This window comes from Sphingopyxis macrogoltabida, assembly GCF_001314325.1.
GTDB lineage: Bacteria > Pseudomonadota > Alphaproteobacteria > Sphingomonadales > Sphingomonadaceae > Sphingopyxis > Sphingopyxis macrogoltabida.
The window spans coordinates 3,537,701-3,559,409 of record NZ_CP009429.1 but is presented as its reverse complement, the minus strand read 5'-3'; the positions used below and the strand labels follow the sequence as shown (position 1 = coordinate 3,559,409).

Annotated in this window: 17 protein-coding genes; 8 read left to right on the top strand and 9 right to left on the bottom strand. The window is 62.3% G+C overall.

Annotated elements, in window-relative coordinates; all coding sequences use genetic code 11:
- The first annotated feature begins 2 nt into the window (after positions 1 to 2).
- Positions 3 to 1,277 (top strand): alpha/beta hydrolase family protein, encoded by a 1,275-nt coding sequence (locus tag LH19_RS17395; protein WP_054730773.1) that lies wholly within the window; start codon positions 3 to 5, stop codon positions 1,275 to 1,277.
- A 110-nt stretch (positions 1,278 to 1,387) separates the two neighbouring features.
- Here the strand turns inward: LH19_RS17395 and murA are convergent, their stop codons facing one another.
- The gene (gene murA, locus LH19_RS17390; RefSeq protein ID WP_054730770.1) at positions 1,388 to 2,671 is read right to left on the bottom strand and encodes a UDP-N-acetylglucosamine 1-carboxyvinyltransferase; all 1,284 of its coding nucleotides are present in this window, start codon (positions 2,669 to 2,671) and stop codon (positions 1,388 to 1,390) included.
- A gap of 717 nt (positions 2,672 to 3,388) precedes the next feature.
- Between murA and LH19_RS17385 the strand changes: the two genes are divergently transcribed.
- Both LH19_RS17385 and LH19_RS17380 read left to right on the top strand, forming a co-directional pair.
- Entirely contained in the window at positions 3,389 to 4,681 is a 1,293-nt protein-coding gene (locus LH19_RS17385; protein WP_054730767.1) for a site-specific DNA-methyltransferase, read from the top strand.
- Complete coding sequence (locus LH19_RS17380) at positions 4,671 to 5,102, top strand: DUF5681 domain-containing protein (RefSeq protein ID WP_145923508.1); 432 nt, start codon at positions 4,671 to 4,673, stop codon at positions 5,100 to 5,102. The genes LH19_RS17385 and LH19_RS17380 overlap by 11 nt, the downstream gene beginning before the upstream one ends.
- Before the next feature lie 160 nt (positions 5,103 to 5,262).
- Here LH19_RS17380 and LH19_RS17375 read toward each other — a convergent pair whose 3' ends face one another.
- A complete protein-coding gene (locus tag LH19_RS17375) occupies positions 5,263 to 6,477 on the bottom strand; it encodes an IS256-like element ISSpma2 family transposase (protein WP_006954973.1) in 1,215 nt (404 codons plus the stop codon).
- 16 nt (positions 6,478 to 6,493) lie between these two features.
- A complete protein-coding gene (locus tag LH19_RS17370; protein ID WP_054730762.1) occupies positions 6,494 to 7,501 on the bottom strand; it encodes a hypothetical protein in 1,008 nt (335 codons plus the stop codon).
- 116 nt (positions 7,502 to 7,617) lie between these two features.
- On the opposite strand from LH19_RS17370, the gene LH19_RS17365 reads away from it, so the two are divergent.
- Positions 7,618 to 7,881 carry a helix-turn-helix domain-containing protein gene (locus LH19_RS17365; RefSeq protein WP_234715957.1) on the top strand — a complete coding sequence of 88 codons (264 nt, stop codon included), beginning with the start codon at positions 7,618 to 7,620 and terminating at the stop codon, positions 7,879 to 7,881.
- On the opposite strand, the gene hisN is transcribed toward LH19_RS17365, so the two are convergent.
- Together hisN and LH19_RS17355 are read right to left on the bottom strand one after the other, a co-directional pair.
- A complete protein-coding gene (gene hisN, locus LH19_RS17360; RefSeq protein ID WP_054730756.1) occupies positions 7,878 to 8,660 on the bottom strand; it encodes a histidinol-phosphatase in 783 nt (260 codons plus the stop codon). The genes LH19_RS17365 and hisN overlap by 4 nt on opposite strands.
- A gap of 75 nt (positions 8,661 to 8,735) precedes the next feature.
- Positions 8,736 to 10,409 (bottom strand): amidohydrolase, encoded by a 1,674-nt coding sequence (locus tag LH19_RS17355; RefSeq protein ID WP_234715956.1) that lies wholly within the window; start codon positions 10,407 to 10,409, stop codon positions 8,736 to 8,738.
- Between LH19_RS17355 and LH19_RS17350 the strand changes: the two genes are divergently transcribed.
- Positions 10,318 to 11,178 (top strand): patatin-like phospholipase family protein, encoded by an 861-nt coding sequence (locus LH19_RS17350; protein ID WP_158514447.1) that lies wholly within the window; start codon positions 10,318 to 10,320, stop codon positions 11,176 to 11,178. The two genes, LH19_RS17355 and LH19_RS17350, sit on opposite strands and share 92 nt — an antisense overlap.
- A 20-nt stretch (positions 11,179 to 11,198) precedes the next feature.
- Here LH19_RS17350 and LH19_RS17345 read toward each other — a convergent pair whose 3' ends face one another.
- The 3 genes from LH19_RS17345 to LH19_RS17335 all read right to left on the bottom strand — a co-directional run bounded on the left by LH19_RS17345 (position 11,199) and on the right by LH19_RS17335 (position 16,576).
- Positions 11,199 to 12,575: an MFS transporter gene (locus LH19_RS17345; RefSeq protein WP_054730746.1), complete on the bottom strand. Its 1,377-nt coding sequence runs from the start codon at positions 12,573 to 12,575 to the stop codon at positions 11,199 to 11,201.
- On the bottom strand, positions 12,572 to 14,266 hold the full coding sequence (locus tag LH19_RS17340) for an amidohydrolase (RefSeq protein WP_054730742.1): 1,695 nt from the start codon (positions 14,264 to 14,266) through the stop codon (positions 12,572 to 12,574). Before LH19_RS17340 ends, LH19_RS17345 begins: the two co-directional genes overlap by 4 nt.
- Before the next feature lie 135 nt (positions 14,267 to 14,401).
- Entirely contained in the window at positions 14,402 to 16,576 is a 2,175-nt protein-coding gene (locus tag LH19_RS17335; RefSeq protein ID WP_158514446.1) for a TonB-dependent receptor, read from the bottom strand.
- Positions 16,577 to 16,822: 246 nt separating this feature from the next.
- On the opposite strand from LH19_RS17335, the gene LH19_RS17330 reads away from it, so the two are divergent.
- Positions 16,823 to 17,791 (top strand): LysR family transcriptional regulator, encoded by a 969-nt coding sequence (locus LH19_RS17330; protein WP_054730735.1) that lies wholly within the window; start codon positions 16,823 to 16,825, stop codon positions 17,789 to 17,791.
- 31 nt (positions 17,792 to 17,822) lie between these two features.
- Here LH19_RS17330 and LH19_RS17325 read toward each other — a convergent pair whose 3' ends face one another.
- Complete coding sequence (locus LH19_RS17325; RefSeq protein WP_054730734.1) at positions 17,823 to 18,623, bottom strand: IclR family transcriptional regulator domain-containing protein; 801 nt, start codon at positions 18,621 to 18,623, stop codon at positions 17,823 to 17,825.
- A gap of 153 nt (positions 18,624 to 18,776) precedes the next feature.
- Between LH19_RS17325 and LH19_RS17320 the strand changes: the two genes are divergently transcribed.
- Together LH19_RS17320 and LH19_RS17315 are read left to right on the top strand one after the other, a co-directional pair.
- Positions 18,777 to 20,081, top strand: a complete 1,305-nt coding sequence (locus LH19_RS17320; protein WP_054730731.1) for an aromatic ring-hydroxylating dioxygenase subunit alpha — start codon at positions 18,777 to 18,779, stop codon at positions 20,079 to 20,081.
- A gap of 143 nt (positions 20,082 to 20,224) precedes the next feature.
- Positions 20,225 to 21,661, top strand: coding sequence for a glutamine synthetase family protein (locus tag LH19_RS17315; protein WP_054730728.1), 1,437 nt, complete (start codon positions 20,225 to 20,227; stop codon positions 21,659 to 21,661).
- Positions 21,662 to 21,709 lie beyond the last annotated feature (48 nt).

The window sequence follows — 21,709 nt, the reverse complement described above, 5'->3', positions numbered from 1 at the left end:
CGATGAAAAACATATTGTTCGGGTTCGCACTCGCCCTCGCATCGATCGCGCCGGCGTCGGCACAGACCGCCGCCGATTGCACCCCGGGCGCCTATCGGGCGCCCGGCGGCGATTTCGTCGTTCTCGCCAAGGCGCCCAATATCCCCGCGCCCGGGCTGCGTTACCTGTTTCGCGACGGGCGCCGCGGCGCAACGACCGATGCCGGTGTGCCGCTGGCGTGCAGTGCCGACGCGGTGACGGTCGATGGCGCCCGCTGGGCGCGGCTCGCCTTTCGCGAGACCCCCGCCACCTTCGACAGCATCGGCACCAAGATGAACGGCGTGCTGATCGAGCCGCCGGGCGCGCCCGATGCGAAGCGGCCGCTGGTCGTCATGGTCCACGGGTCCGAACGGACGTCGCCGATCGGCGGCGTCTATGGCTATGCGATGGCGGCGCACGGCATATCGGTGTTCGTGTACGACAAGCGCGGCACCGGCGGATCGGACGGCGAATATACGCAGAATTTCGAACTGCTCGCCGACGACGCGGCGCATGCGCTCGAACAGGCACGGAGCATGGCGGCGGGCCGCTTCGGCCGCGCGGGTTTCTTCGGCGGCAGCCAGGGCGGCTGGGTTGCGCCGCTCGCCGCGACGCGCACCAAGGCCGATTTCGTCGCGATCGGCTTCGGCCTTGTCGCCTCGCCGATCGAGGAGGATCGCGAGCAGATGGTGTCGGAGGTCCGCGCCGCCGGGCTCGGCGACGATGCGGTGGCGCTCGTCAACCGGCTGTCGGCGGCGACGGCGAAGCTGGTGCTGTCGAATTTTACCGCCGGATATGAGGATCTGGACGCGGTCCGGCGCGAGATGGCGGACAAGCCCTGGGCGGCGAAGATCGATGGCGAATATAGCGGCGATATTGCGCGGATGACCGACGACGAACTGCGGCGGATCGGTCGCGCGCGGTTCGACAATGTCGAGCTGATCTGGGATTATGACGCGGTCGCAGCGCTTCGGAAGCTCGACACGCCGCTGCTCTGGGTGCTCGCAGGGGAGGATCGTGAAGCCCCGATTGAGACCACGCGTGCCGCGCTGCTCGGTCTCGCCAAGGCGGGCAAGCCGTTCGACGTCTATCTCTTTCCCGACACCGATCACGGGATGGTCGAATATACGACCGCCGCCGACGGGTCGCGCAGCGCGACCCGCATCACCGACGGTTATCTGAAACTGCTCGGCGACTGGATCAGGGGCGACGTGCACGGCACATACGGCCGCGCCGAACATCTGACGGCGACCCGTTAGGTCTAAATCATATTCGTCATCCCGGCGAAGGCCGGGATCTCGCCATCGCGTTTGAACCGCCGGAGAGATCCCGGCCTCCGCCGGGATGACGATAAGGAAGGTGTGGGAGCTTACCCGGCGCTGATCCGCTCGATATCGGCGCCGACCGCCTGGAGCTTTTCCTCAAGCCGTTCATAGCCGCGGTCGAGGTGATAGACGCGGTTGACCTCGGTCGTCCCCTCGGCGGCGAGACCGGCGATGATCAGGCTCATCGATGCCCGCAGGTCGGTGGCCATCACCGGCGCGCCGATCAGCTTGTCGACCCCGCGCACCACCGCGCTGCGGCCGCGCACCTCGATGTCGCAGCCCATGCGCGCCAGTTCGGGGACGTGCATATAGCGGTTTTCGAAGATCGTCTCGGTGAACAGCGACGCGCCCTTGCCGAGCGTCGCCATCGCCATGAACTGCGCCTGCATGTCGGTCGCGAAGCCCGGATAGGGCGCGGTCGACAGCGTCACGGGTTCGGCGCGGCCCGACATGGCGACGCGAATGCCGCCCTTCGTTTCCTCGACCGTCGCGCCGGCCTGGCGCAGCGCGGCGAGCGTTGCTTCCATTTCGGCCGCCTTGGCGCCGACGAGTTCGACATCTCCTTCGGTGATCACCGCGGCGCAGGCATAGCTGCCCGCCTCGATCCGGTCGGCCATGACGCGATAGGTGGCGCCGTGCAGGCGGTCGACGCCCTCGATGGTCAGCGTTTCGGTGCCGATGCCGTCGATCTGGGCACCCATTGCGACGAGGCAATTGCAGAGGTCGACGATCTCGGGTTCGCGCGCCGCGTTTTCGAGGATGCAGGTGCCCTTGGCGAGGACTGCGGCCATCACCGCATTTTCCGTCGCGCCGACCGACACGACGGGAAAGGTGAACTTGCCGCCCGCGAGGCGCCCGCCGGGCGCGCTGGCCTTCACATAGCCCGAGGCAAGCTCGATCTCGGCGCCGAAGGCTTCGAGCGCTTTCAGGTGCAGGTCGATCGGACGGTTGCCGATCGCGCAGCCGCCGGGGAGCGATACCGTCGCTTCGCCCGCGCGGGCGAGGAGCGGGCCGAGGACGAGGATCGAGGCGCGCATCTTGCGGACGATGTCATAAGGCGCGACGGTCGAGGTGAGGGTGGTCGCGCGCGCGGTCATCACCCGTCCGAAATCCTCGGGACGCGAGCCTTCGATCGTCGTCGAGCAGCCGAGCTGGTTGAGCAGGTGGCCGAAACCGTCGACATCGGCGAGGCGCGGCAAGTTGCGGAGCGTCAGCGGCTCGTCGGTGAGCAGCGCGCAAGGCAATAATGTCAGCGCCGCATTCTTCGCGCCGGAGATGGGGATTCGGCCCTTGAGTCGCTGGCCGCCGCGAATGACGATCTGATCCATCGGCTGTCTTTAGCCGATGCGCCGATGCGCGCAAGCCGATGCCGCGATCAAGCTCGGGGCGCCTTCATTCGCGGTGCATAACTTCTATGGCCATCGAAATGGGCACCCCGGTTTCCACTGCCGTCGATAGGGCGCGGCGGGCCGGATGCGATGGCGACGCCGTCCGCCAGCATTGGAAGAACGGCCATGGGCGACCGCGAAGAGCCGCCAAATCAGGGAAATACGCCATGAAATGGCGATGATGGTGCGCCACGCAGTCTGGACAGCTCCGGTCTCACCCTGCTTTTCCCTGATAAGCAGGGAATAACAGGGAAATTCCGAATTTTGGTCTGTTTAAGTCGATTCCGGCCGCTCGTATGCCGAGCTTTTCCGCCACTTTTGAAGTGATTTTCCCTACTCGCCATAACAGGGAATGATCTCGGCATTAGCAAGGAAGGATGCGGGTCAGATCAGGGAAAGCCGCGCTTTCCAAGAAATGTAAACTCTTAAAACAAAATCAGAAAATTTGCGTGACTGGTTGCGGCCGGGCGAGCGGGCGCGTATATAAGCCGCACGCGCACTTCTGCGGAAGGGCTGCGTCAGAAGACGAGGACTGAGTTTAACCAGGTCTCGTCTTCGCATGTCGGCGAGACCTCAAACGAGGAGGTCCGCGTGCCTAAGCCCAACAAGAGTTCGACGGGATCAAACCGTCAGTCGGTGCAATGTCCGCACGAGCATGTGGCGCTGTCCGAGTTGTCGCCTGCCGCGCGGCGGGTCCGCAAGCATCCCGCGCACAAGCGCCGAATGGTCGAGGCGAGTATGGCCGAATATGGCATATTGCAACCGCTCGCGATCAACGCCGCCGGAGTGATCGTCGATGGCCACCTGCGCTGGGAGATCGCGAAGCAGCTCGGCTGGCACATGGTGCCGGTGATCCGCATCGAGCATTTGAGCGAAGCCGAGCTGCGTGCTTATGCGCTCGCAGCGAACAAGCTGCCGGCAGTTGCGAACTTCGATGTTGAGGCATTGCGGCTTGAGCTGGAAGAGATCCGCGCTGAAGTGCCGACACTCGATATCGGCCTCACCGGGTTCAGCATCAGCGAAGTTGATCGCATCGTCGGTCATCACCAGGCCGGGCTTTATGATGATCTTGATGAGGAGCCCGCGGACGACACCGCTCCACCGCGCGCTAAGCCAGGCGACCTTTATATACTGGGTGCGCACCGGCTGATCTGCGGCGATAGCCTGGATCCCGCTGTGATCGCGCGTCTGATGGACGGAGGTGTTGCGAAGGCGGCATTCACCGATCCTCCTTATAATGTGAAGATCAACGGCCATGTCTCGGGTAGCGGCGAGCATGACGAATTCGCGATGGCGTCGGGCGAGATGTCGCGCGAGCAGTTCGCGGCCTTTCTGTCCGGCGCCATCTCGAATCTCACCGCGATCCTCGCCGATGGTGCGATCGCGTTCGTCTGTATGGACCATGCCCATGTCGGCGAGCTGATCGAGGCCGGCGACGCCTGCTTCGACAAGCGCCTGAATATATGCGTCTGGGACAAGGGGCAGGGCGGAATGGGCTCGCTGTATCGGAGCCAGCATGAACTCGTATTAGTGTTCAAGCACGGCACCGCGCCGCATCTCAACAATGTCGAGCTTGGAAAGAACGGTCGGAACCGCACGAACATCTGGAGCTTTCCCGGCATGGCCGGGGTGGGGAAGCGAAGAAAGAAGGCGCTCGAGCTTCATCCGACCGTGAAACCGGTAGCGCTGGTCGCCGAGGCGCTACTCGATGTGACCGCGCCCGGCGACATCGTCGTCGATCTCTTCGGCGGCTCCGGCAGCACGCTGATAGCCGCCGAGCGCATCGATCGCGCCGCCCGCCTCGTCGAATATGAGCCCCGCTACGTCGACCGCACCATTGCCCGATGGGAACGCCTCACCGGCAGAAAGGCCGTGCTGGTCGACGCGGAGCCCGAACCCGAACAACCCCACGTTGAAGCAACTGAAAATGGAGTCGACCATGTCGAATGATTATTCTGAAATGCCCTATGAGGTGGGGAAGGGGAAGCCGCCGCGCGAGCATCGGTTCCGGCCAGGGCGATCCGGCAATCCGAAGGGGCGACCGCCGAAGGACCGATCCCCCGATCATCGAATGATGAATGAACTGCTCATCGCCGTTGCCAGTGAGCCGATCAAGGTTCGCATCAATGGTGAGGAGCGTGAAGTATCCAAGCGCGCGGCGATCGCCATCGCCCTTATAAACGATGCATTGACCGGCACGCCCGCGCAGCGAACGAGAGCCTTTCAGGCTTTGGACAAGGCTGGCGCCTTTAATGTCCTCTCGTCCAGCGTCATCCCGAGCGATGAAGCGCGGCGCCGCTTCCTTCAGGCGCTGGCCGATGAATTTCAGGAGAACGAGGAGTTCCGTCCCGGATCGCCAAATGGCGGATAGTTAGCGCGCGCGATCGAGGACCCATTGCGTCAGGCCGCAATCGATAGCCAGCCGAGCCAACCGACTGCCCGTCAAAATTTGGGCTGATGGATCGCCGACACTCGCGAAGTGGTCGCGTCCGTCAAGGTGGTGTAATTTCGGCTGTGGCCGTGGGCCATCGTCAGGCGGCTTTGGCGGTGATGTGTAGGGGCTGATTTTCCTCCTCGATCATGGGTTGGTTGAGTTCGGCCATGCCTTCGATCTGCATGTATCGGTGCTGGAGCTGCCACTCGTCGTTCTGCTCCATCAGCACAGCCCCGACGAGGCGGATGATGCTGTCTTCGTTCGGGAAGATTCCGACGACGTCGGCGCGGCGCTTGACCTCCTTGTTGAGCCGCTCGAGCGGATTGGTTGAGTGTAACTTCGTGCGGTGCTGGGTGGGAAAGCCGGTGTAGGCGAGCACGTCGGTTTCGGCCTCGTCCATGCAGGCGCCGAGCTTGGGCCAACGGGTGCGCAACTGGTCGGCGACCTGTCGCCAGACCTGCGTTGCGCTTTTCTGATCGGGCTGCAGGAAGACCTGGCGGATCGCGGCGGCGACGACAGTGTTCTGGCCCTTGGGCACATAGGACAGGGCATTGCGCATGAAGTGCACCCGGCAGCGCTGCCAGGTGGCGCCCATGACGCGGGTGATCGCGCCCTTGAGGCCCTCGTGAGCATCGGAGATGACCAGCTTCACGCCGGTAAGACCGCGCCGAACAAGGTCCTTCAGGAAGTCGGACCAGAAGACCTCCGCTTCCGAGGGGCCGATATGCAGGCCGACGATCTCGCGCCGGCCCTCGGTGTTGACGGCCATGGCGATTATTGCGGCAACGCTGATGATCCGCCCGCCTTCGCGTACCTTGAGATAGGTGGCATCGAGCCAGAGATACGGCCATTCGCCGGTGAGCGGGCGTTTCAGAAAGGCATGGACGCGCTCGTCAATGTCCTTGCAAAGCTTGGAGACGGTGGACTTGGAGATGCCGGTCATGCCCATGGCCTGGACGAGTTCATCGACCCGCCGGGTGCTGACCCCGCCGATCCACGCTTCCTGGATCACCGCAACCAGCGCTTTCTCGACCATCTTGCGGGGCTCAAGGAAGCCCGGAAAGTAGGACCCAGCACGCAGCTTGGGGATTTTCAGGTTCAGCGTGCCTACCCGGGTATCCAGCGAACGGTCGCGATAGCCGTTGCGCCAGGTCGCGCGCTCGCTGCTGCGTTCGTGGCGACCCGCGCCGATCAGGCCATCAACGTCGGCCTCCATGATCAGCTGCAGCACGTTCTCGGCGATGGTGCGCAAAAAATCCGGTTGGCCGCCCTTCGCAGCAAGCTCTTCGATCAGTAATCTGTCCTCGGTCATCGGGAACTCCTCTTCGTCACGGTTGAAGTGTGCAAACTCCACCATAACGATGAACCCGGTGGCCACCAGCGACGCCGCATTCCGGGGTGGGGCATGCCCCACCCCGGAATACACCATCGCCTACACCGGAAATTACACCACGAGCGCGGACGCTAACCGCGAAGTCGAAGGAAGGGGAGTGGCAGACGAGCAGCATGCTGTCCGCCACTCCCTGTTCGATCAGCCGTGTTCGATAATCGAGAAAGGTCTCCTTGGTAGCGGCCGATTTGACCTGCACCGCCATGCGCTGGCCGGTGAGCGGTTGCTCGACGAGCAGGTCGATATCCTTGAGGATTCCGCCGAGCGACGAGATACGCCGCCATCCACTCCGCGCAAGGATAAGGTCGCTCAGCAGCTCGAAATCATCCCAGTTCAATCGCTTGATGAGCGTTTCGAGCCCTTGTTCGAGCTGTTCGCGCGACGCCTGCACGGCTGCCGCATCGCCGTCCTCTTCGCCGTTGATATAACGAAGACAGAGCTCGGCTTCTTTGACCGCGCAGATCGTGCGCGGATAGGAAGCGAGTTTGGTGAGGCGGGTGCTTAGCCGGTCGATGCTGAGCGGGGCGCCATGGATGTCGCAATTCTTCCACCCGCCAATCGCTGTGCGATAGCGGCTTCCGGCGGTGTCTCCCGCTGCGCCGAGATAGTGGACTTCGGGTTCAGCGAAGGTCCACCACAGGTGGCCGCGGGAGAAGGTGATCCAGAGGACATCCGCGGCGCCTTCGTAGAAGACGCGAGCCTCGGTGACATAGCCGGATGCGGTGGATGGCGCGAAGCCGACGCTAGTGTAATGCTCGCGTAGCGCTGTCCAATTTTCCGCCATCGGCAGATCATGCGGATCGCTGTCTATGCCCCATTCGATCCGGTCATTCGCGAAACAGGATGCCTCCCACGCACCGCCGGCCCCGAGTTTGATGTACTGGATCCTGGACGCGCGGACGGGTTCGGGCGGCGCACTCAGTTGCTGATTGTGGGATCCAGCCATCTTCTACCCGAGCAGTTCGATCGCGACGTGTCGGCGACGGCTGATCGGTGCTCGAAGAGCGCGGCCTAGTCCAGTAAAATGAGACTTATAAGTCGTGGGCTAATTAGTCTCATGGTTTGATCTACTGGCCGATGGACGTTCGACAACGCATCGGCTGGAACCTTAGGCGGCTGCGCAAGGAGCGCGAGATCAGCCAAGAAGATTTTGCGACCGATAGCGGGTTTGATCGCGGATACATCAGCGGCGTCGAGCGTGGCGTGCGCAATCCGTCGGTGCTTGTACTCGAGCGAATTGCAGTGGCTCTTGGCGTTGACGTCGCTGAACTGCTCGATGCTCAGTTGGCTACTCGCTTCGCGGCGTCCGCCATACGCTTATGCTAATTACAATAGTCGAGTAAGTCGATCACTTGCGCGATGTGTGCGTGATCACCAAGCGCGATCACATGACCTTCGCTTTCGCAGTGCAATTGGTTTCCGTGCCAGTCACACATGGTTCCACCCGCCCCTTCGACTATCGGGATAAGCGCCGCAAAATCATGAAGCTTCAACCCCGCTTCGACGACGAGGTCCACATGGCCGATTGCCAGTAACCCGTAGTTGTAGCAGTCGCCTCCGAACACAGTACGCGCACGCGAGGTCTGCGAAGTAAGCGCCGTGAAACATTTGCCGTCGTCTTCGCTAAAATGATGCGGACCTGTAGCGGCAAGAACAGCATCTGCGAGGTTTCCGCAACGCCGCGTCTTTGCAGGCCGATTGTTGAATAGCGTCGGTTGCCCGACCGCGCCGACCCAGCGCTCCCCTGAAATCGGCTGGTCAATAACGCCCAAGATAGGTGAACCCTCTTGCAGCAGAGCGATCAAAGTGCCGAAGATCGGCCGGCCCGACATGAAACTCGCGGTGCCATCGATCGGATCAATCACCCAATGCCGGCTCGCATCGAGACGCTCACTGCCATATTCCTCACCGATGATGCCGTCGCTTGGTGCCTCGACTTCAAGCAGGCGACGCATTGCCTCCTCGGCGGCGCGATCAGCCTCGGTCACAGGCGAAAAGTCTGCCTTGATCTCGTGCGCGAGCTTTGCTCGAAAAAGAGGACGGATCACTGTGCCCGCGACGTCCGCAAGGCGATTGGCGAGTAGGATATCGGAAGCAAGTGTCATGGCCGAACGCTAGCGACGGCAGAGCATTGCGACATGTACCGATTCGCGCGACGCTGAGCCAAGTGGACAATCAGATTATCGGGCCAAGGCGCCCAATATGGCGAGCGTCATTGCCTCCGTTCCTGTCCGGATCGTCGGTTCGGGTAACGGCGCGAACAGTGGGGAATGGTTGACGGGCAGACTCTCGCCTTTCGCCTGCGCCTCGGTGAACTTCGCTGGGTCAGTCCCGCCGATATAAAAATAGACCGACGGCACGCCGGCCTCGATGAAGGCCGAATAATCTTCGCTGGCAGGGCTGGGTGTCGGAAGCTCGATCGCGGCGGGTCCGAACGCTGCGGAAAAGATTTCGGCGGTGGATTTGGTCAGCGTGGCGTCGTTGACCACCGCGGTGGAACTGTTGGAGAATTTTATTACCGGTGGCGGTGCGCCAGCCATGTCTGCCACAGCCTTCGCCGTGCGCTCTATTCCCACGCGCAGAACCGCCCGCGTTTCGGGTGTGAAGGACCGCATCGTTCCGTTGATAATTGCCGTGTCGGGAATGATATTCCCGGCGGACCCGCCCTGAATCGCGCCGATCGAAATGATACCCGGAGATAGCGGATCCTTTTGCAGGCTCACGACGCTCTGGACCTCGACGATGAAGCGTGCCGCCTGCAATATCGGGTCGATCGTAGCCGCGGGCATCGCCCCATGCCCCCCGCGGCCGTTGAAGCGGATCTCGATATCGTCATAGTTCGAGAGCACGGCACCAGATTTGTACATCACCGCTCCAGCCGGCGCGGGCGCGACATGGAGAGCAAAGCCGAAGTCGGGTTTGCCGAACCGCTTGAACAAGCCGTCGTCGAGCATCTTCTGCGCGCCGTCACCGGCCTCTTCGCCCGGCTGCCCGGCAAACATCAACGTACCGTTCCAGCGCTCCCTGCTTGCGGCCAGCATGGCTGCGGTGCCGATCCAGGTCGCCATGTGCACGTCGTGGCCGCAGCTATGCGCGACAGGACCCAGCTTGCCTTGCCACGTCTGCCGCGCCTTGCTGGCATAGGGCAGACCAGTCTTTTCCTCCATCGGAAGGGCGTCGAGATCGGTGCGCACCAGCACGGTCGGTCCGGTGCCGTTGCGGAGGATCGCGACTATGCCCGTACCGCCGACGCCCTCGGTTACCTCGAAACCGAGCCGCCGCATCTCCGCGGCAAGCTTCGCGGCTGTCCGCACTTCCTGATGACTGAGTTCGGGGTGCCTGTGCAAATCCTTGTAGAGCGCGTCGAGCTGCGGATATTCGGTGTCGAGCCGTCTGGAGATCGCCGCCTTTTCCGCCGCCACGTCAAGGGGCTTGGCAAGGCAGGCCGGTGTCGTCGCCATCGCGCTTGCAAGAGTAGCGGCCAGGATCGGCAGACGCTTGCCGACGGTGGGAAGGGGCATAGTCCACATACTCCAAAATGGGGAGGATAAGGCAAGCTCGGCGGGCGCCGGATTCCGCCAACCTTCGCAATTCGGTGGCGGATTAAATACCAATTGTTTGTAGTTCACTTCTCCATTCCAGCATGGCCAACGGATATCGTCCGCCCTGATATCCATCGGTGCATGATCATAGGCAGCGGAGAGCGTTGGTGAACTTATATTTCGGGAGAGAGCGCCGCTGCGCGGCACAGGCGGTAGCGTCGTGAAAACGCGCGGCTTGGTACTCGGCGGTGGCGGGCCGGTCGGGCTCGCCTGGGAAACGGGTGTCATTGCGGGACTCGCGGAGGCGGGCATCGACCTTTCCATAGCCGATCGCGTTTTCGGGACGTCCGCTGGGGCCCTTCTGGGCGCGCGCGTTCGGCTTTCCGCAGACCTGTCGGCACTGGCGGCACCCTCGCTCCAGCAGCGACCGATGGCACCCGCCGCGCCGCCATCTGCATCGCCAGGCGGCCTGATGCAGGTCATTGCCGATGCCCATGGCAGCGGCCGCGATCCGGTGGAGGTCCGCCGCGATTTCGGCCGAAAGGCACTGGCTGCGAGGACCATGGGGGCCGAGGCCGCCTTCGCCTTGGTCGAACAATTTCTGGGCGCGCCAAGAGGACGTGATTGGCCGGAGGCTTATTTCGCGTGCACCGCAGTGGATGCGGACAATGGCGCGTTCCGAATTCTCGACTGCGCGTCGGGCGCCGATCTGGTTGCGTCGGTCGCCGCGAGCTGCGCCGTGCCCGGTATGTTTCCGCCGACATTCGTTCAGGGGCGCCGCTACATTGACGGCGGCTTCCGGTCCTTCACCAACGCCGACCTCGCGACAGGGCACGACATCGTCGTCGTGATAGCCGTCCAGACCGCGCGGGCGCCCGTCCACATCGCCGGGCAGTTGGAGCGCGAAGTTGCGGGACTGCGCGCCGATGGTGCCGCTGTCGTCCTCATCACACCCGATGCGACCGCTGAATCGGCAATGGGGCCGAATTTGATGGACTTTGAGCGACAGGCCGACGCCGCCCGTGCAGGCATCGCCCAGGCAACGAGGGAAGCCGCCGCTGTCGCATCGGCATGGAATTAAGCCCTGTACAGCCACATTCTTCAGCGTTGCACAGCGGCCTTGTCGGCAGGCGGGATGTGGCTATCAAGAAACATCAGCATCGTCGCCACTCCAAGCATGGCGCAGGCAGAGAAGATCATGAAGGCTTCGAAGCGCCCGGCGCTGACAAAGGCGATCCCAACCAAGGCGCTGCCGATCGCGCCGATCCGTCCGACGGCCAAAGTCAATGCGGTGCCGAACCCGCGAATATTGGTCGCATAGCTGTGAGCGCACAGTGCATAGATTGCTGCCTGGAGCCCGTTCACGCAGGCGCCGTTGATCGCGAACAATATTGCGAGTTCATACGCTTGCGCTGCCGGATCGAAGGTCGTTGCGGCATAGGCGGTGAAGCTGGCCAAGAAGGCGACCGGCGTCAGCGTCGGGCGTGATCCGAAGCGTGTAATGGCCAATGCGCTCAGCAGCGAGCCCGCAACGCCACCAAAGTTATAGGCGGTCAGCATGTATCCGGCGTCGCGGCTCTCCATCGACGAAGCCGTCAGCAGCGCCGGCAGCCAGTTGAAACTGCTGTAGATCGTCAGCATTGACAAGAAGCACATCACCCATAGCGCCATAGTGCGGCGGATCAGAGCGCCACCGAAGATCTTGGCCGCCGCCTCCGTTACGCCAGGCAGGACGTCGGCTTGCTGCCGCGCAAGGGCGCCCGGGACTATGTCATGCCCCATCCGCCGCATCAGCTGGACCAGTTCGCCCGAGCGGTGAGGTTTGAGCGACAGCCAGCTTGGCGATTCCGGAAGGCTGCGCATAAGGAAGAATGCCAGCGCCAACGGTAGCGCGCCGCCGATCACGAACAGGCTTCGCCATCCGAAACCCGGCAGCATCGCCTGCGAGGTCAGTCCGGCGAGTAGACCGCCCAGCGGGACACAAACGATGGCGGCGACGATCGCGATCGTGCGATAGCGAGCGGGCGTGAATTCCGCCGCGATCGTCGTCGCCGCGGGCAACGCCGCGCCGATGCCGGCGCCCGCCACGAAGCGCAGGATGGCGAGCGTGGTCATGTCGGGCGCCGCCGCGGCGGCGAGCGTCGCCGCGCCATAGACCAGCACCGCACCGATGATCGTTGCGCGTCGCCCGATCTGGTCGACGATCGGTCCGATAACCGTGCTGCCGATCATCATACCAAAGACGCCGCTTGCAACCACGGGCGCAAAGGCCGCGCGATCGATCCCCCATTCGGCGCTGAGCGCCGGGATGGAAAAGCCGATGACCTGCGCATCGAAGCCATCGAAGACAATCGTCAGCGCGACGAGGAACAGGATCAGTTTTTGATAGCCACTCCACGGACCGTCATCGATGATCTGGCCGACGCTGCGTTTGCCAGCTTCGGTGCCCATATCGGGATCGGTATCCATGGTGCTCATTTCATATCCCCGTCCGCCTTCGCGTCGGGGCGGAGAAAGACCGTCTTGCCCCCGACCACGGTGCGCTCCACGCGGATGTCCTTGATCGCCTCGGCATCGACCGAGAAATAATCGTCGGACAGGACGGCCATGTCGGCGAGTTTGCCGATTTCGATCGTGCCTTTCGCATCCTCGTCGCGGGTCGCGAACGCGCCCGACACGGTGTACATGCGCAGCGCTTCCTCACGTGTCACCGCCTGGTCGGCGCCATAGACGGTGCCTGTCGAATCCTTGCGTGTGACGGCGATGTACATGTTGACGAAGGGGTTGAGCGTGCTGATCGGAAAGTCGCTGCCCAGCGAGACATTATCGATGCCGAGGATGTTGATCGCCAGGCGGTCGGGGATGGCCCGATTGGCAGCTTCCGTCCCCAGGAACTTTTCGACCGTAGCAGCCTTGTCCCACATGAACAGATTTTGCGCTTCCAATCGGGCGCCCAGCGCCTTCATCCGGCGCAACTGATCCGCCCGGATCAGGCTGCCGTGGATCAGGGCAAAGCGGCGATCGGCGATCGGGCGCTGGCGGTTCGCGGCCTCATAGGCGTCGAGCACCCAGTCGCATGCCTGGTCGCCGACGCAGTGGGTAGCAACACGCCAGTCGTTCGTATTGGCGATCTCCACCAGGCGAAGCAGACGGTCGTGCGTGAGCGCCGCGATGCCGTGATAATGCGGATCGCCGGGATAGGCGTCGGTCGTGAATGCGGTGCGCAGCGTCATGCCGCCGTCGGCGACGATCTTGATCCCGGCGATTTTCAGCCATTCATTGCCGAAGCCCGACGAAAAGCCGTTGCCTTCCATGAGCGTCTGCCAGTCTTCGAATGGCGCGGCGGCATTCGGGGCCCATAGGACACCGACGCGCACGGGCAGACGCCGGTCGTCCATGAGGCGTTGCAACGCGCGGATCTGGTCGCGCCGGAGCGCGCCTTCGAGGACGCTCGTGATGCCATAGCTATTAGCCCATTCGAACGAGCGCAGGAACTGGTCCTCGATTTGTTCGATCGTATAGGGCGGAATCAGCGAGGCGACATGTTCGACCGCCTTTTCCTGAAGGACGCCGTTCAGCTCGCCGTTCGCGTCGCGCTCGATCTTGCCGCCTGCCGGATCGACGGTACGCCGATCGATCCCTGCCAGCCGCAGCGCTGCGCTGTTGACCATCGCTGAGTGGCCGACGGTCGGCAGATAGATCGGATTGTTAGGGGCGACCGCGTCGAGCTCTGCCCGCGTTAGATAGCGATGTTCGGCCAGCTGCGAGAGGGGATGCCAGCTGCTTCCGATCACCCATTCGCCGGGTGGACGGGTGGCGACGAAGGATTTCAACACCGCCAGCGCTTCGGCGACCGTCTTCGTCTTCGCCAAGGGTACGGCGGATGCTTGTTGACCATAAACTTCGACATGGGTGTGCGAATCGTTGAGGCCGGGTATCACTGTGCGACCTCGCAGATTGACGACCTCGGTATCCTTGCCGACAAAGCTGCGCGCGAGTTTGTCGTCGCCGACTGCTATGAAGCGGCCGTCGCGGATCGCGACCCCCGATACGGTCGTCGACGCCTTGTCGAGGGTTGCGATCTTGCCGTTGTAATAGACTGCATCGGCGTCGTTGGCCGAGCGCGCATCCGCCAATGCAGGGGCGACGCCCAGTGCAAGCGCCGTCATCAATGCAATGCGAAAAGCGAAAGGGCGCCTCGCCAGCGAAGCGCCCTGTGCCGCGGGTTTCGATGTTGGGGTCAAATGCATGTCATTCTCGCAAAAAAGAGGGGCGGCGCGATGCGCCGCCTCCAGTGGCATCCATCAGTATTTGAACATCAATTGCAGTGCGATAGTGCGCGGAATATTGGGGTTAACGTAGGATCCTCGGCCTACCGAAGGCGCGGGCGTGCTGTAGTCGAAGACATATTTGTTGGTCAGATTCTTGCCTATCAGCGCGATTTCCCAGCCTTGTTCATTGCGGATGCCGATGCGCCCGTTGAGATAGGCGTAGCTCTGTCCTTTCGGAACCGTTGTGAACGGGGTATAGCCCAGCGTCTGTTCCTCATCGGTTAGGAAGATCGAGCTGCGGAATTCCAAGCCGATATTGCCGGTCAGGGTCGTCGCGTCGCTGACCGGCTGCTCGATGTTGAAGGACGCGTTGCCGCTCCATTTCGGCGCACCCTGCGCGTGCAGACCGCCTGTCTTAGTGCGGATGGTATCCGCATAGGTCACCGATCCGTCGAACCGCAGCGGACCAGCGACTTGATAGGATGCCTGGACTTCGACGCCCCGAGCGCGAAGGTCGCGGCTGGTGACGATGAAGCGCGGACTGATGAATACGGTCTGCTGGAAATTGCTGACGTCGGTATTGAAAAGCGCAATATTCAGACGGCCTCCCCGCGGAAGCGTCCACTTGCCGCCGACTTCATAGGTCGTTGCGGTTTCATTGCCATATTCGGTGGCGGCCGCGCCGATGGGCGTCGACGGATTGGTCGGCGAGTTGATGAAGCCGCCGGCCTTGGTCCCGCGTGAAATCGACGCGTAGAACAGCAGGTTCGACTGCGGCGTGAAGTTGATGCCTATCGAACCGTCGACATTGTTCTCCTTGCGGTGGAGTGTCGTCTCGGGGAAGGGCGGCGCGAGCACGGCGGTCACCGAGCCCGGGATCGTCGTCAAGCGCGTCAGCGTCGCGGCTCGGCGCCCGTTCGTGTAGCGTATCCCCGCGCTGAGCCCCAGCGTATCGGTCAGCCGCAGGTTGGCCTGGGCAAAGGCGGCGAGGTCGCGCGTCGTCTGCCGGTCGGTGGTGATATAGGCACCCTGCGTCGGAAAGGCCGCGAGTTGCGCCGGCGAACAGCCGACGCATTGGGAGATCACATTCTCGCGGTATCGCCAGACCTCGTGGAAATAGGATGCGCCGATCACATAATCGAGCGCGCCCTCGTCTACCGGCGAGGTTAGCCGAATTTCCTGCTGCCACTGGCGGTTGCCGGTGAAATAGAAGCCGTCGACATAGTTGCCGACGATATGGTCGGCGTCGAAATAGCGGTTTTCCTTATAGTGCGAATAGGAGGTGACCGACGTCAGCGTGTGTCCGCCGAGATCATAGTTGATCGTCGCGATCGCACGGTCGCCGGTCGTGCGGTCGTAATCGGGGCCATAGATCGAGCTGACCGACGCGCGGCGATCCGAATTGAGTTCGAATTGCGTATCGCCGGCCAGCACCGCCAGCGAGCGGATCTGCCCCGTAGGATCCGCGAAATATTCGAGCGGCAGGCCGATCGTGTTGGCACGGAAACGCGAATAGGAGAGGGTCACGTCCAGACTGTCGGCCGGTTCATATACCAGCGTGATGCGGCCGCCATAGGTCTTGGTGCGCGGCACCTCGCTATTGTCGTTAGGATTGCGGACCCAGCCGTGCTGATCACCATATTTGCCCGCGATGCGGACCTTCAGATTATCGGCCAGCGGAATGTCCATCCCGGCCTCGAGATGGTAGGAACCGAGTTCGAACTCGTGCGATCCGACGATGTTGAAACCGAAATCCTCGCCGGGCTTGCGCGTCGTCAGGCTGAGCGCGCCGAGACTGGTATTCTTCGACAGGAGCGAGGCCTGGGCGCCGCGAATGATCTCGACGCGGTCGAAATCGAACAGCGCGGCGTTAAACTGCGGCGCGCGGCCTGCGTAGGTGCCGTCGACGAAAGCGGCAACCGACTGCTCGAACACATCGGTCGCGCTGCCGGTACCAAGCCCGCGGAGCGTCAGGTTGATATAGTTTTTCGGCGTCGTGCGAACGGTCAGGCCCGCGGTCACCTGTTGCAGCGACTGGATGGAGGTCAGATTTTGTTCCTGCAGCTGTGTGCCGCTGACGACCGACAGCGTGATCGGGACTTTCTGCGCGGATTCAGAGCGCTTACGCGCAGTGACGACGATTTCACCGTCCCCGCCCTCGTTTGTCGAAGCGTCCCTGCCGATCACGGTTTGATCGGATTCGGCCACTTGGGCATGGGCTGCATTCGGTAAGATCAGCCCGGCGAGAAGGATGGCGCTAGCCATAAGCGATTGTCGATTACGCATGCTCTTTCCCCTTGTGCAGTGTTCCACCTGCCATAGACTTTTAACAGCCTTTTGTTCGTTCATCGAACATGCATGCGCGTTTTTGGCTTGGAAAGCGGCGAATCTTCAGTAGTAAATTGAAAATGGTGCACTTCAGCGAGGCCGAAGTGGCCTCCCGGACACAGAGATATGACCAATTTCGACAGGCTAGATCTGAATTTGTTGCGGGTTTTCCGCGCAGTCTATCTCGAGCGGAGCGTGCTGCGGGCGGCAAGGCAGCTGAACTTGAGCCATTCGGCGATCAGTCATGCGCTTCGCCGGCTGCGCGATACGATCGGCGACGAACTCTTTATCCGCACCGGAGGTGGGATGGTCCCGACGCAGCGTGCGCACGCGATCGCGCCGCCGATCGAGCGGGCGCTTACCCTCGTCCAGTCGGTGATGGGCGCACCGCTCTTCGATCCTGCAACTGCGTCGCTCAGCTTCACATTGGCGGCGACCGACGGCGTCAACGACGTGCTGATCACCCGCCTCAGCGACCTGCTATCCGGCATTGCGCCGCGCGTCGACCTCCGCATCCGACCCTTGACGCGCCTTGATCTTGCTGAGCAACTCGACGTCGGGCGCATCGACGTCGCCGTGGGCGTGTTCGCTTGCGTGCCGCCGCGTTTCGAGGCGCGCAGACTTTGGTCGCAGGTCGATGTGCTGGTGATGCGAAGCCAGCATCCGCTTGCCGGCAAGCGCATATCGATCGATGACCTCGCGACCTATCCGCTGGTGACCATTTCGGTGGGCGGCGAGGGGGAAGGAGCGGTGAACGGCTTTTTTGAGGAGCGCGGCTTGTCGCGCCAGTCCGAAATGTTCGACAGCGAACGGCTGATGACAGCGATGCAGGCGGCCGGTCGTGCGGCGCATATCCGGGTCGCGACGCCGCATACGCTCGCCATTCCGCGGCTGCTCCGCAAAACCGACATGATTTCGATCCTGCCGCGCCAATGGGCCGAGCAGCTGGTCGGGGCGCATGATCTCGCGATTGCACCGTTGCCCTATCAGCCGCGTGCGACCGATCTTCAGGCGGTGTGGCGCGCCGATCGTCGCCACGACCAGGGACTCGTCTGGCTGATATCGTTGCTCGCGGACCTTGCCGCCGACATATGAGTGCTGCCGCGGCGCGGAGTGGCGACCGGCGCTAGATCAGCATCCCCTGCGCTTCTTGCGCGGTGGCGCGCAGCAACGGAAGGAAGCGGTCTATCATCTGCCCCATCGTCGCGCGTTCGGTGTGGACTCCTACATGCAGGGCGCAGCGAACCTTGCCGTCGATCTGGCGGACCGGCACAGCGATCGAACGAAAGCCCTGTTCGACTTCGCGATCGACGATCGAATAGCCTTGCTCGCGATCGGCAATAATCCGGGCTTTGAGCACTTCCTTGTCGATGATCGTATCGGGCGTCAGTTGGAGGAGGTCCGACCGGTCTAGCATTTCGGTGAGGTCAGCGGGGTCGAGCCCGCCCAGTAGAATGCGTCCGACGGACGAGCAATAGGCGGGAAGCGCATATCCGACGCGCAGGTCGAGGGTCAGTGCGCGCACCGGGCTGGCGCGCGCGATCATCACGGTTTGCGTGCCTTGCAGGACGGCCGCGCCGCAGGCTTCATTCAGCTGCGCCGACAATTTGTCGACGAGCGGCTGCATGACGGTCGGCACGATGTCCGACGTCAGATAGGCGGCGGCGAATGACAGGACCTTGGGAGTGAGGCCAAAGGTATTGCCCTCTACATCGAGATATTCGAGTGCCGCCAGCGTGTAGAGCGTCCGCCGCACGGTGGCGCGCGACATGCCGACGGCCTTCGCCACTTCGCTAAGCGTCATGCGACGATTGGTGCCGCCGAACAGCGTGAATATCCGCAAGCTGCGCGCCGTGCCTTCCAGAAAATCTGGCCCCAGCGCGTCCAGCGCTTCGCGCTGCTCGGCGGTACGACTGGTCCTAGGCATGATGCACCCGGCTGTGATCCATGGATTTATCGTGTTCCGGCAACATCAGTTTCCATACGCAATCCCTCTAGGCGTACCAAAGTCGTTGCGCAAATAGTCATTTATCCTCTATCTGTTCGTTCATCGAACATTTAAGATTCGGCTGGAGGCCATATGAACGCCCAAGAAAACGACTTTATCACGCGCGTCGCGAAGGATGCGCCCGCAGGGAATCTGCTCCGTATGTATTGGCAGCCTATCGCGTTGGTCGACGAGTTGGACATGAAGCGCGCGGTAAAAGCGGTCCGGGCTTTCGGTCAGGAATATGTTCTGTTCAAGAATGACGCCGGCTATGGCCTGCTCGACCGCAATTGCCCGCACCGCGGCGCTGACCTAGCTTTCGGGCGGCTCGAGGAGGGGGGGCTGCGCTGCACTTTCCACGGCTGGATGTTCGATCAGCAAGGCGGCTGTGTCGAAACGCCCGCCGAGCCGGCCGGAAGCAAGCTTTGCTCGCGCGTCCGCCAGCCTTCCTATCCCGTCGTCGAGCGGTCGGGCATCATCTTTGCCTATCTTGGCGAAGGGAAGCCGCCGGCGCTGCCGCCGATCGACGCTTTTACCGCCGACCCGGCTTATACCTTCGCGTTCAAGGGGCTGATCGAATGCAACTGGTTGCAGGCGCTCGAAGTGGGCATCGATCCTTGTCATGCCTCATTTCTGCATCGATTCTTCGAGGATGAGAATCCGGACGATTCCTTCGGCAAGCAGTTCCGCGACGTATCTGCCAATTCCGAAATCCCGATCACCAAGGTGCTGCGCGAGTTCGAACAGCCCGACATCGCGACGCAATCGACCGACTTCGGCTTCCGGATCGACACCACGCGTCAGCTCGATGCACAGACGGCGCATGTACGCGTCACCAATCTCTTTTTTCCGAACGCCTTCGTCATCCCGATGAGCCCGACGGTGACGATCACCCAATGGCATCTGCCGGTCGACGACTATAACACCTACTGGTTCGCGATCTTCACGAGCTACGAGGAACCGATGGACAAGGCTACGATGCGGGCCCAGCGCCTCGAACTCTATAGTTTGCCCGACTATCGCTCGCGCCGCGATCGGTCGAACGACTATGGCTTCGACGCGGACGAGCAGGCGGCGTCGACCTACACCGGCATGGGCCACGACATCAATGTCCACGACCAGTGGGCGGTCGAATCGCAGGGCAGGATCCAGGATCGGACCAAGGAGCATCTTGGGACGTCAGACAAATGCATCTTCGTCTATCGAAAGTTGCTGATCCGCTCGATCAAGCAGGCGCAGGCGGGCGAGCGACCGATCATGACGGGGCTTGATCTCAGCGAAATGGATCTCCCCGCGAGTATCGACGTCGTCGTACCGAAGGACGGCTGGCAGGATAATTGGCGCGTGGCGGAACAGGACCGCAAGGCCAGGGCGCCTTGGCAATTGGCGGACGCCTGATTTCGCTGCATCGGACGAGCGCGAGGCGGGACGGCGACATTGAATCGGGGCGAGGGGCAGCGGAGGCGTCCGGCCGGGGGGCGGACGCCTCCGCATAAGGCCGGCATGCGACACTTACCCGCAGAATCGGGATGGGATTGATAATGGATTTTATTGCCGACAATGATCTTTGGAGCAGTGAGCAGCGGGCGGCGGCGACCGAGGTGTTGAGGGCGTGCGGCAGGGAGCATGCCGACACCCTGCGCCTGTCCTTTGCCGATCAGCACGGCCTGCTGCGCGGCAAGACGCTGACCGCCGACGAATGCGCCAGCGTATTTCGCGGCGGTTGCACGATGACGTCGACGCTGCTGCTCAAGGACACATCGCATAAGACGGTCTTTCCGGTCTTCATGGCGGGTGGCGGGCTCGGCGAGAGCGAGTTTCAGGGCGCTGCCGACCTTATCATGGTTCCCGATCCGACGACATTCAGGATGCTGCCCTGGGCGCCGCGAACGGCATGGATGCTTTGCGACCTTTATTTTCGCGACGGTCGCCCGGTTCCCCTGTCGACACGGTACCAATATCGTCAGGCGCTCGATCGGCTCCGGCGCATAGACGCCGACTATATTGCCGGGCTCGAAGTAGAATTTCATGTGTTCAAGCGGATCGACGGCGACATATGCGCCGAAGCTGCGGGGCAGCCTGGTCGGCCACCCGAAGTGGCGCTGCTCAACACCGGCTATCAATATTTGACCGAACAACGGTTCGACCAGATCGAGCCGGTGCTAGAAATCCTGCGCCGCGATGTCGAGGCGCTCGGCCTGCCGCTACGATCCATCGAGGTCGAATTCGGTCCCAGCCAGTGCGAATTCACCTTCAAGCCTGGCGTCGGTATGGACCCCGCTGACGATATGGTGCTGTTCCGCAGTGCGGTGAAACAGATCTGCCATCGACACGGCTATCACGCGACCTTCATGTGTCGTCCCAAAATGCCGAACGTCATTTCGTCGGGCTGGCATCTTCACCAGTCGCTCGTGAACCGAACGGACGGCACCAATCTGTTCATGCCGACCGAAGAAGGCAGTCATCTATCGCCGCTGGGAATGAACTATCTGGGCGGACTTATGAAGCACGCCCGCGCGTCAGCGGTCTTTTCGACGCCGACGATCAACGGATACAAACGCTACCGCTCCTATTCGCTCGCGCCCGACCGGGTGAACTGGGGCCGTGACAATCGTGGCGTCATGCTGCGCGTGCTCGGTAGCCCGGGCGACCCGGCGTCGCGAATCGAAAACCGGATCGGCGAACCGGTAGCCAATCCCTATCTCTATATGGGTTCTCAGATATTGGCTGGGCTCAACGGGATCGAATTGGCGATCGATCCCGGCCCGCCCGCGGATTCGCCTTACGAAACCGATGCGACGCTGCTTCCCAAATCGCTGCGCGAGGCCGTCGCCGCGCTGCGCGACGATCCCTTCGTCCGCGACGCGTTTGGGCAGAAGTTCGTAGACTATTTCTCAGACATCAAAATGGCCGAGGTCGCGCGCTATGAGGAAACGGTGACCGATTGGGAGCACCGCGAATATTTCTCCGACTTCTGATCATGATGCGGGAAAGGCGGCGCGAAATGGCAATCGGCCTTTCGGTGC

Excerpts from the sequence above, each read along its gene's own strand:
- LH19_RS17395 (WP_054730773.1), top strand. The coding sequence starts at position 3 with ATGAAAAACATATTGTTCGGGTTCGCACTCGCCCTCGCATCGATCGCG.
- murA (WP_054730770.1), bottom strand. The coding sequence starts at position 2,671 with ATGGATCAGATCGTCATTCGCGGCGGCCAGCGACTCAAGGGCCGAATC.
- LH19_RS17380 (WP_145923508.1), top strand. The coding sequence starts at position 4,671 with ATGTCGAATGATTATTCTGAAATGCCCTATGAGGTGGGGAAGGGGAAG.
- LH19_RS17375 (WP_006954973.1), bottom strand. The coding sequence starts at position 6,477 with ATGACCGAGGACAGATTACTGATCGAAGAGCTTGCTGCGAAGGGCGGC.
- LH19_RS17370 (WP_054730762.1), bottom strand. The coding sequence starts at position 7,501 with ATGGCTGGATCCCACAATCAGCAACTGAGTGCGCCGCCCGAACCCGTC.
- hisN (WP_054730756.1), bottom strand. The coding sequence starts at position 8,660 with ATGACACTTGCTTCCGATATCCTACTCGCCAATCGCCTTGCGGACGTC.
- LH19_RS17355 (WP_234715956.1), bottom strand. The coding sequence starts at position 10,409 with ATGCCCGCCTCCGCGAGTCCCGCAATGACACCCGTTTCCCAGGCGAGC.
- LH19_RS17345 (WP_054730746.1), bottom strand. The coding sequence starts at position 12,575 with ATGAGCACCATGGATACCGATCCCGATATGGGCACCGAAGCTGGCAAA.
- LH19_RS17340 (WP_054730742.1), bottom strand. The coding sequence starts at position 14,266 with ATGACGGCGCTTGCACTGGGCGTCGCCCCTGCATTGGCGGATGCGCGC.
- LH19_RS17330 (WP_054730735.1), top strand. The coding sequence starts at position 16,823 with ATGACCAATTTCGACAGGCTAGATCTGAATTTGTTGCGGGTTTTCCGC.
- LH19_RS17325 (WP_054730734.1), bottom strand. The coding sequence starts at position 18,623 with ATGCCTAGGACCAGTCGTACCGCCGAGCAGCGCGAAGCGCTGGACGCG.
- LH19_RS17320 (WP_054730731.1), top strand. The coding sequence starts at position 18,777 with ATGAACGCCCAAGAAAACGACTTTATCACGCGCGTCGCGAAGGATGCG.
- LH19_RS17315 (WP_054730728.1), top strand. The coding sequence starts at position 20,225 with ATGGATTTTATTGCCGACAATGATCTTTGGAGCAGTGAGCAGCGGGCG.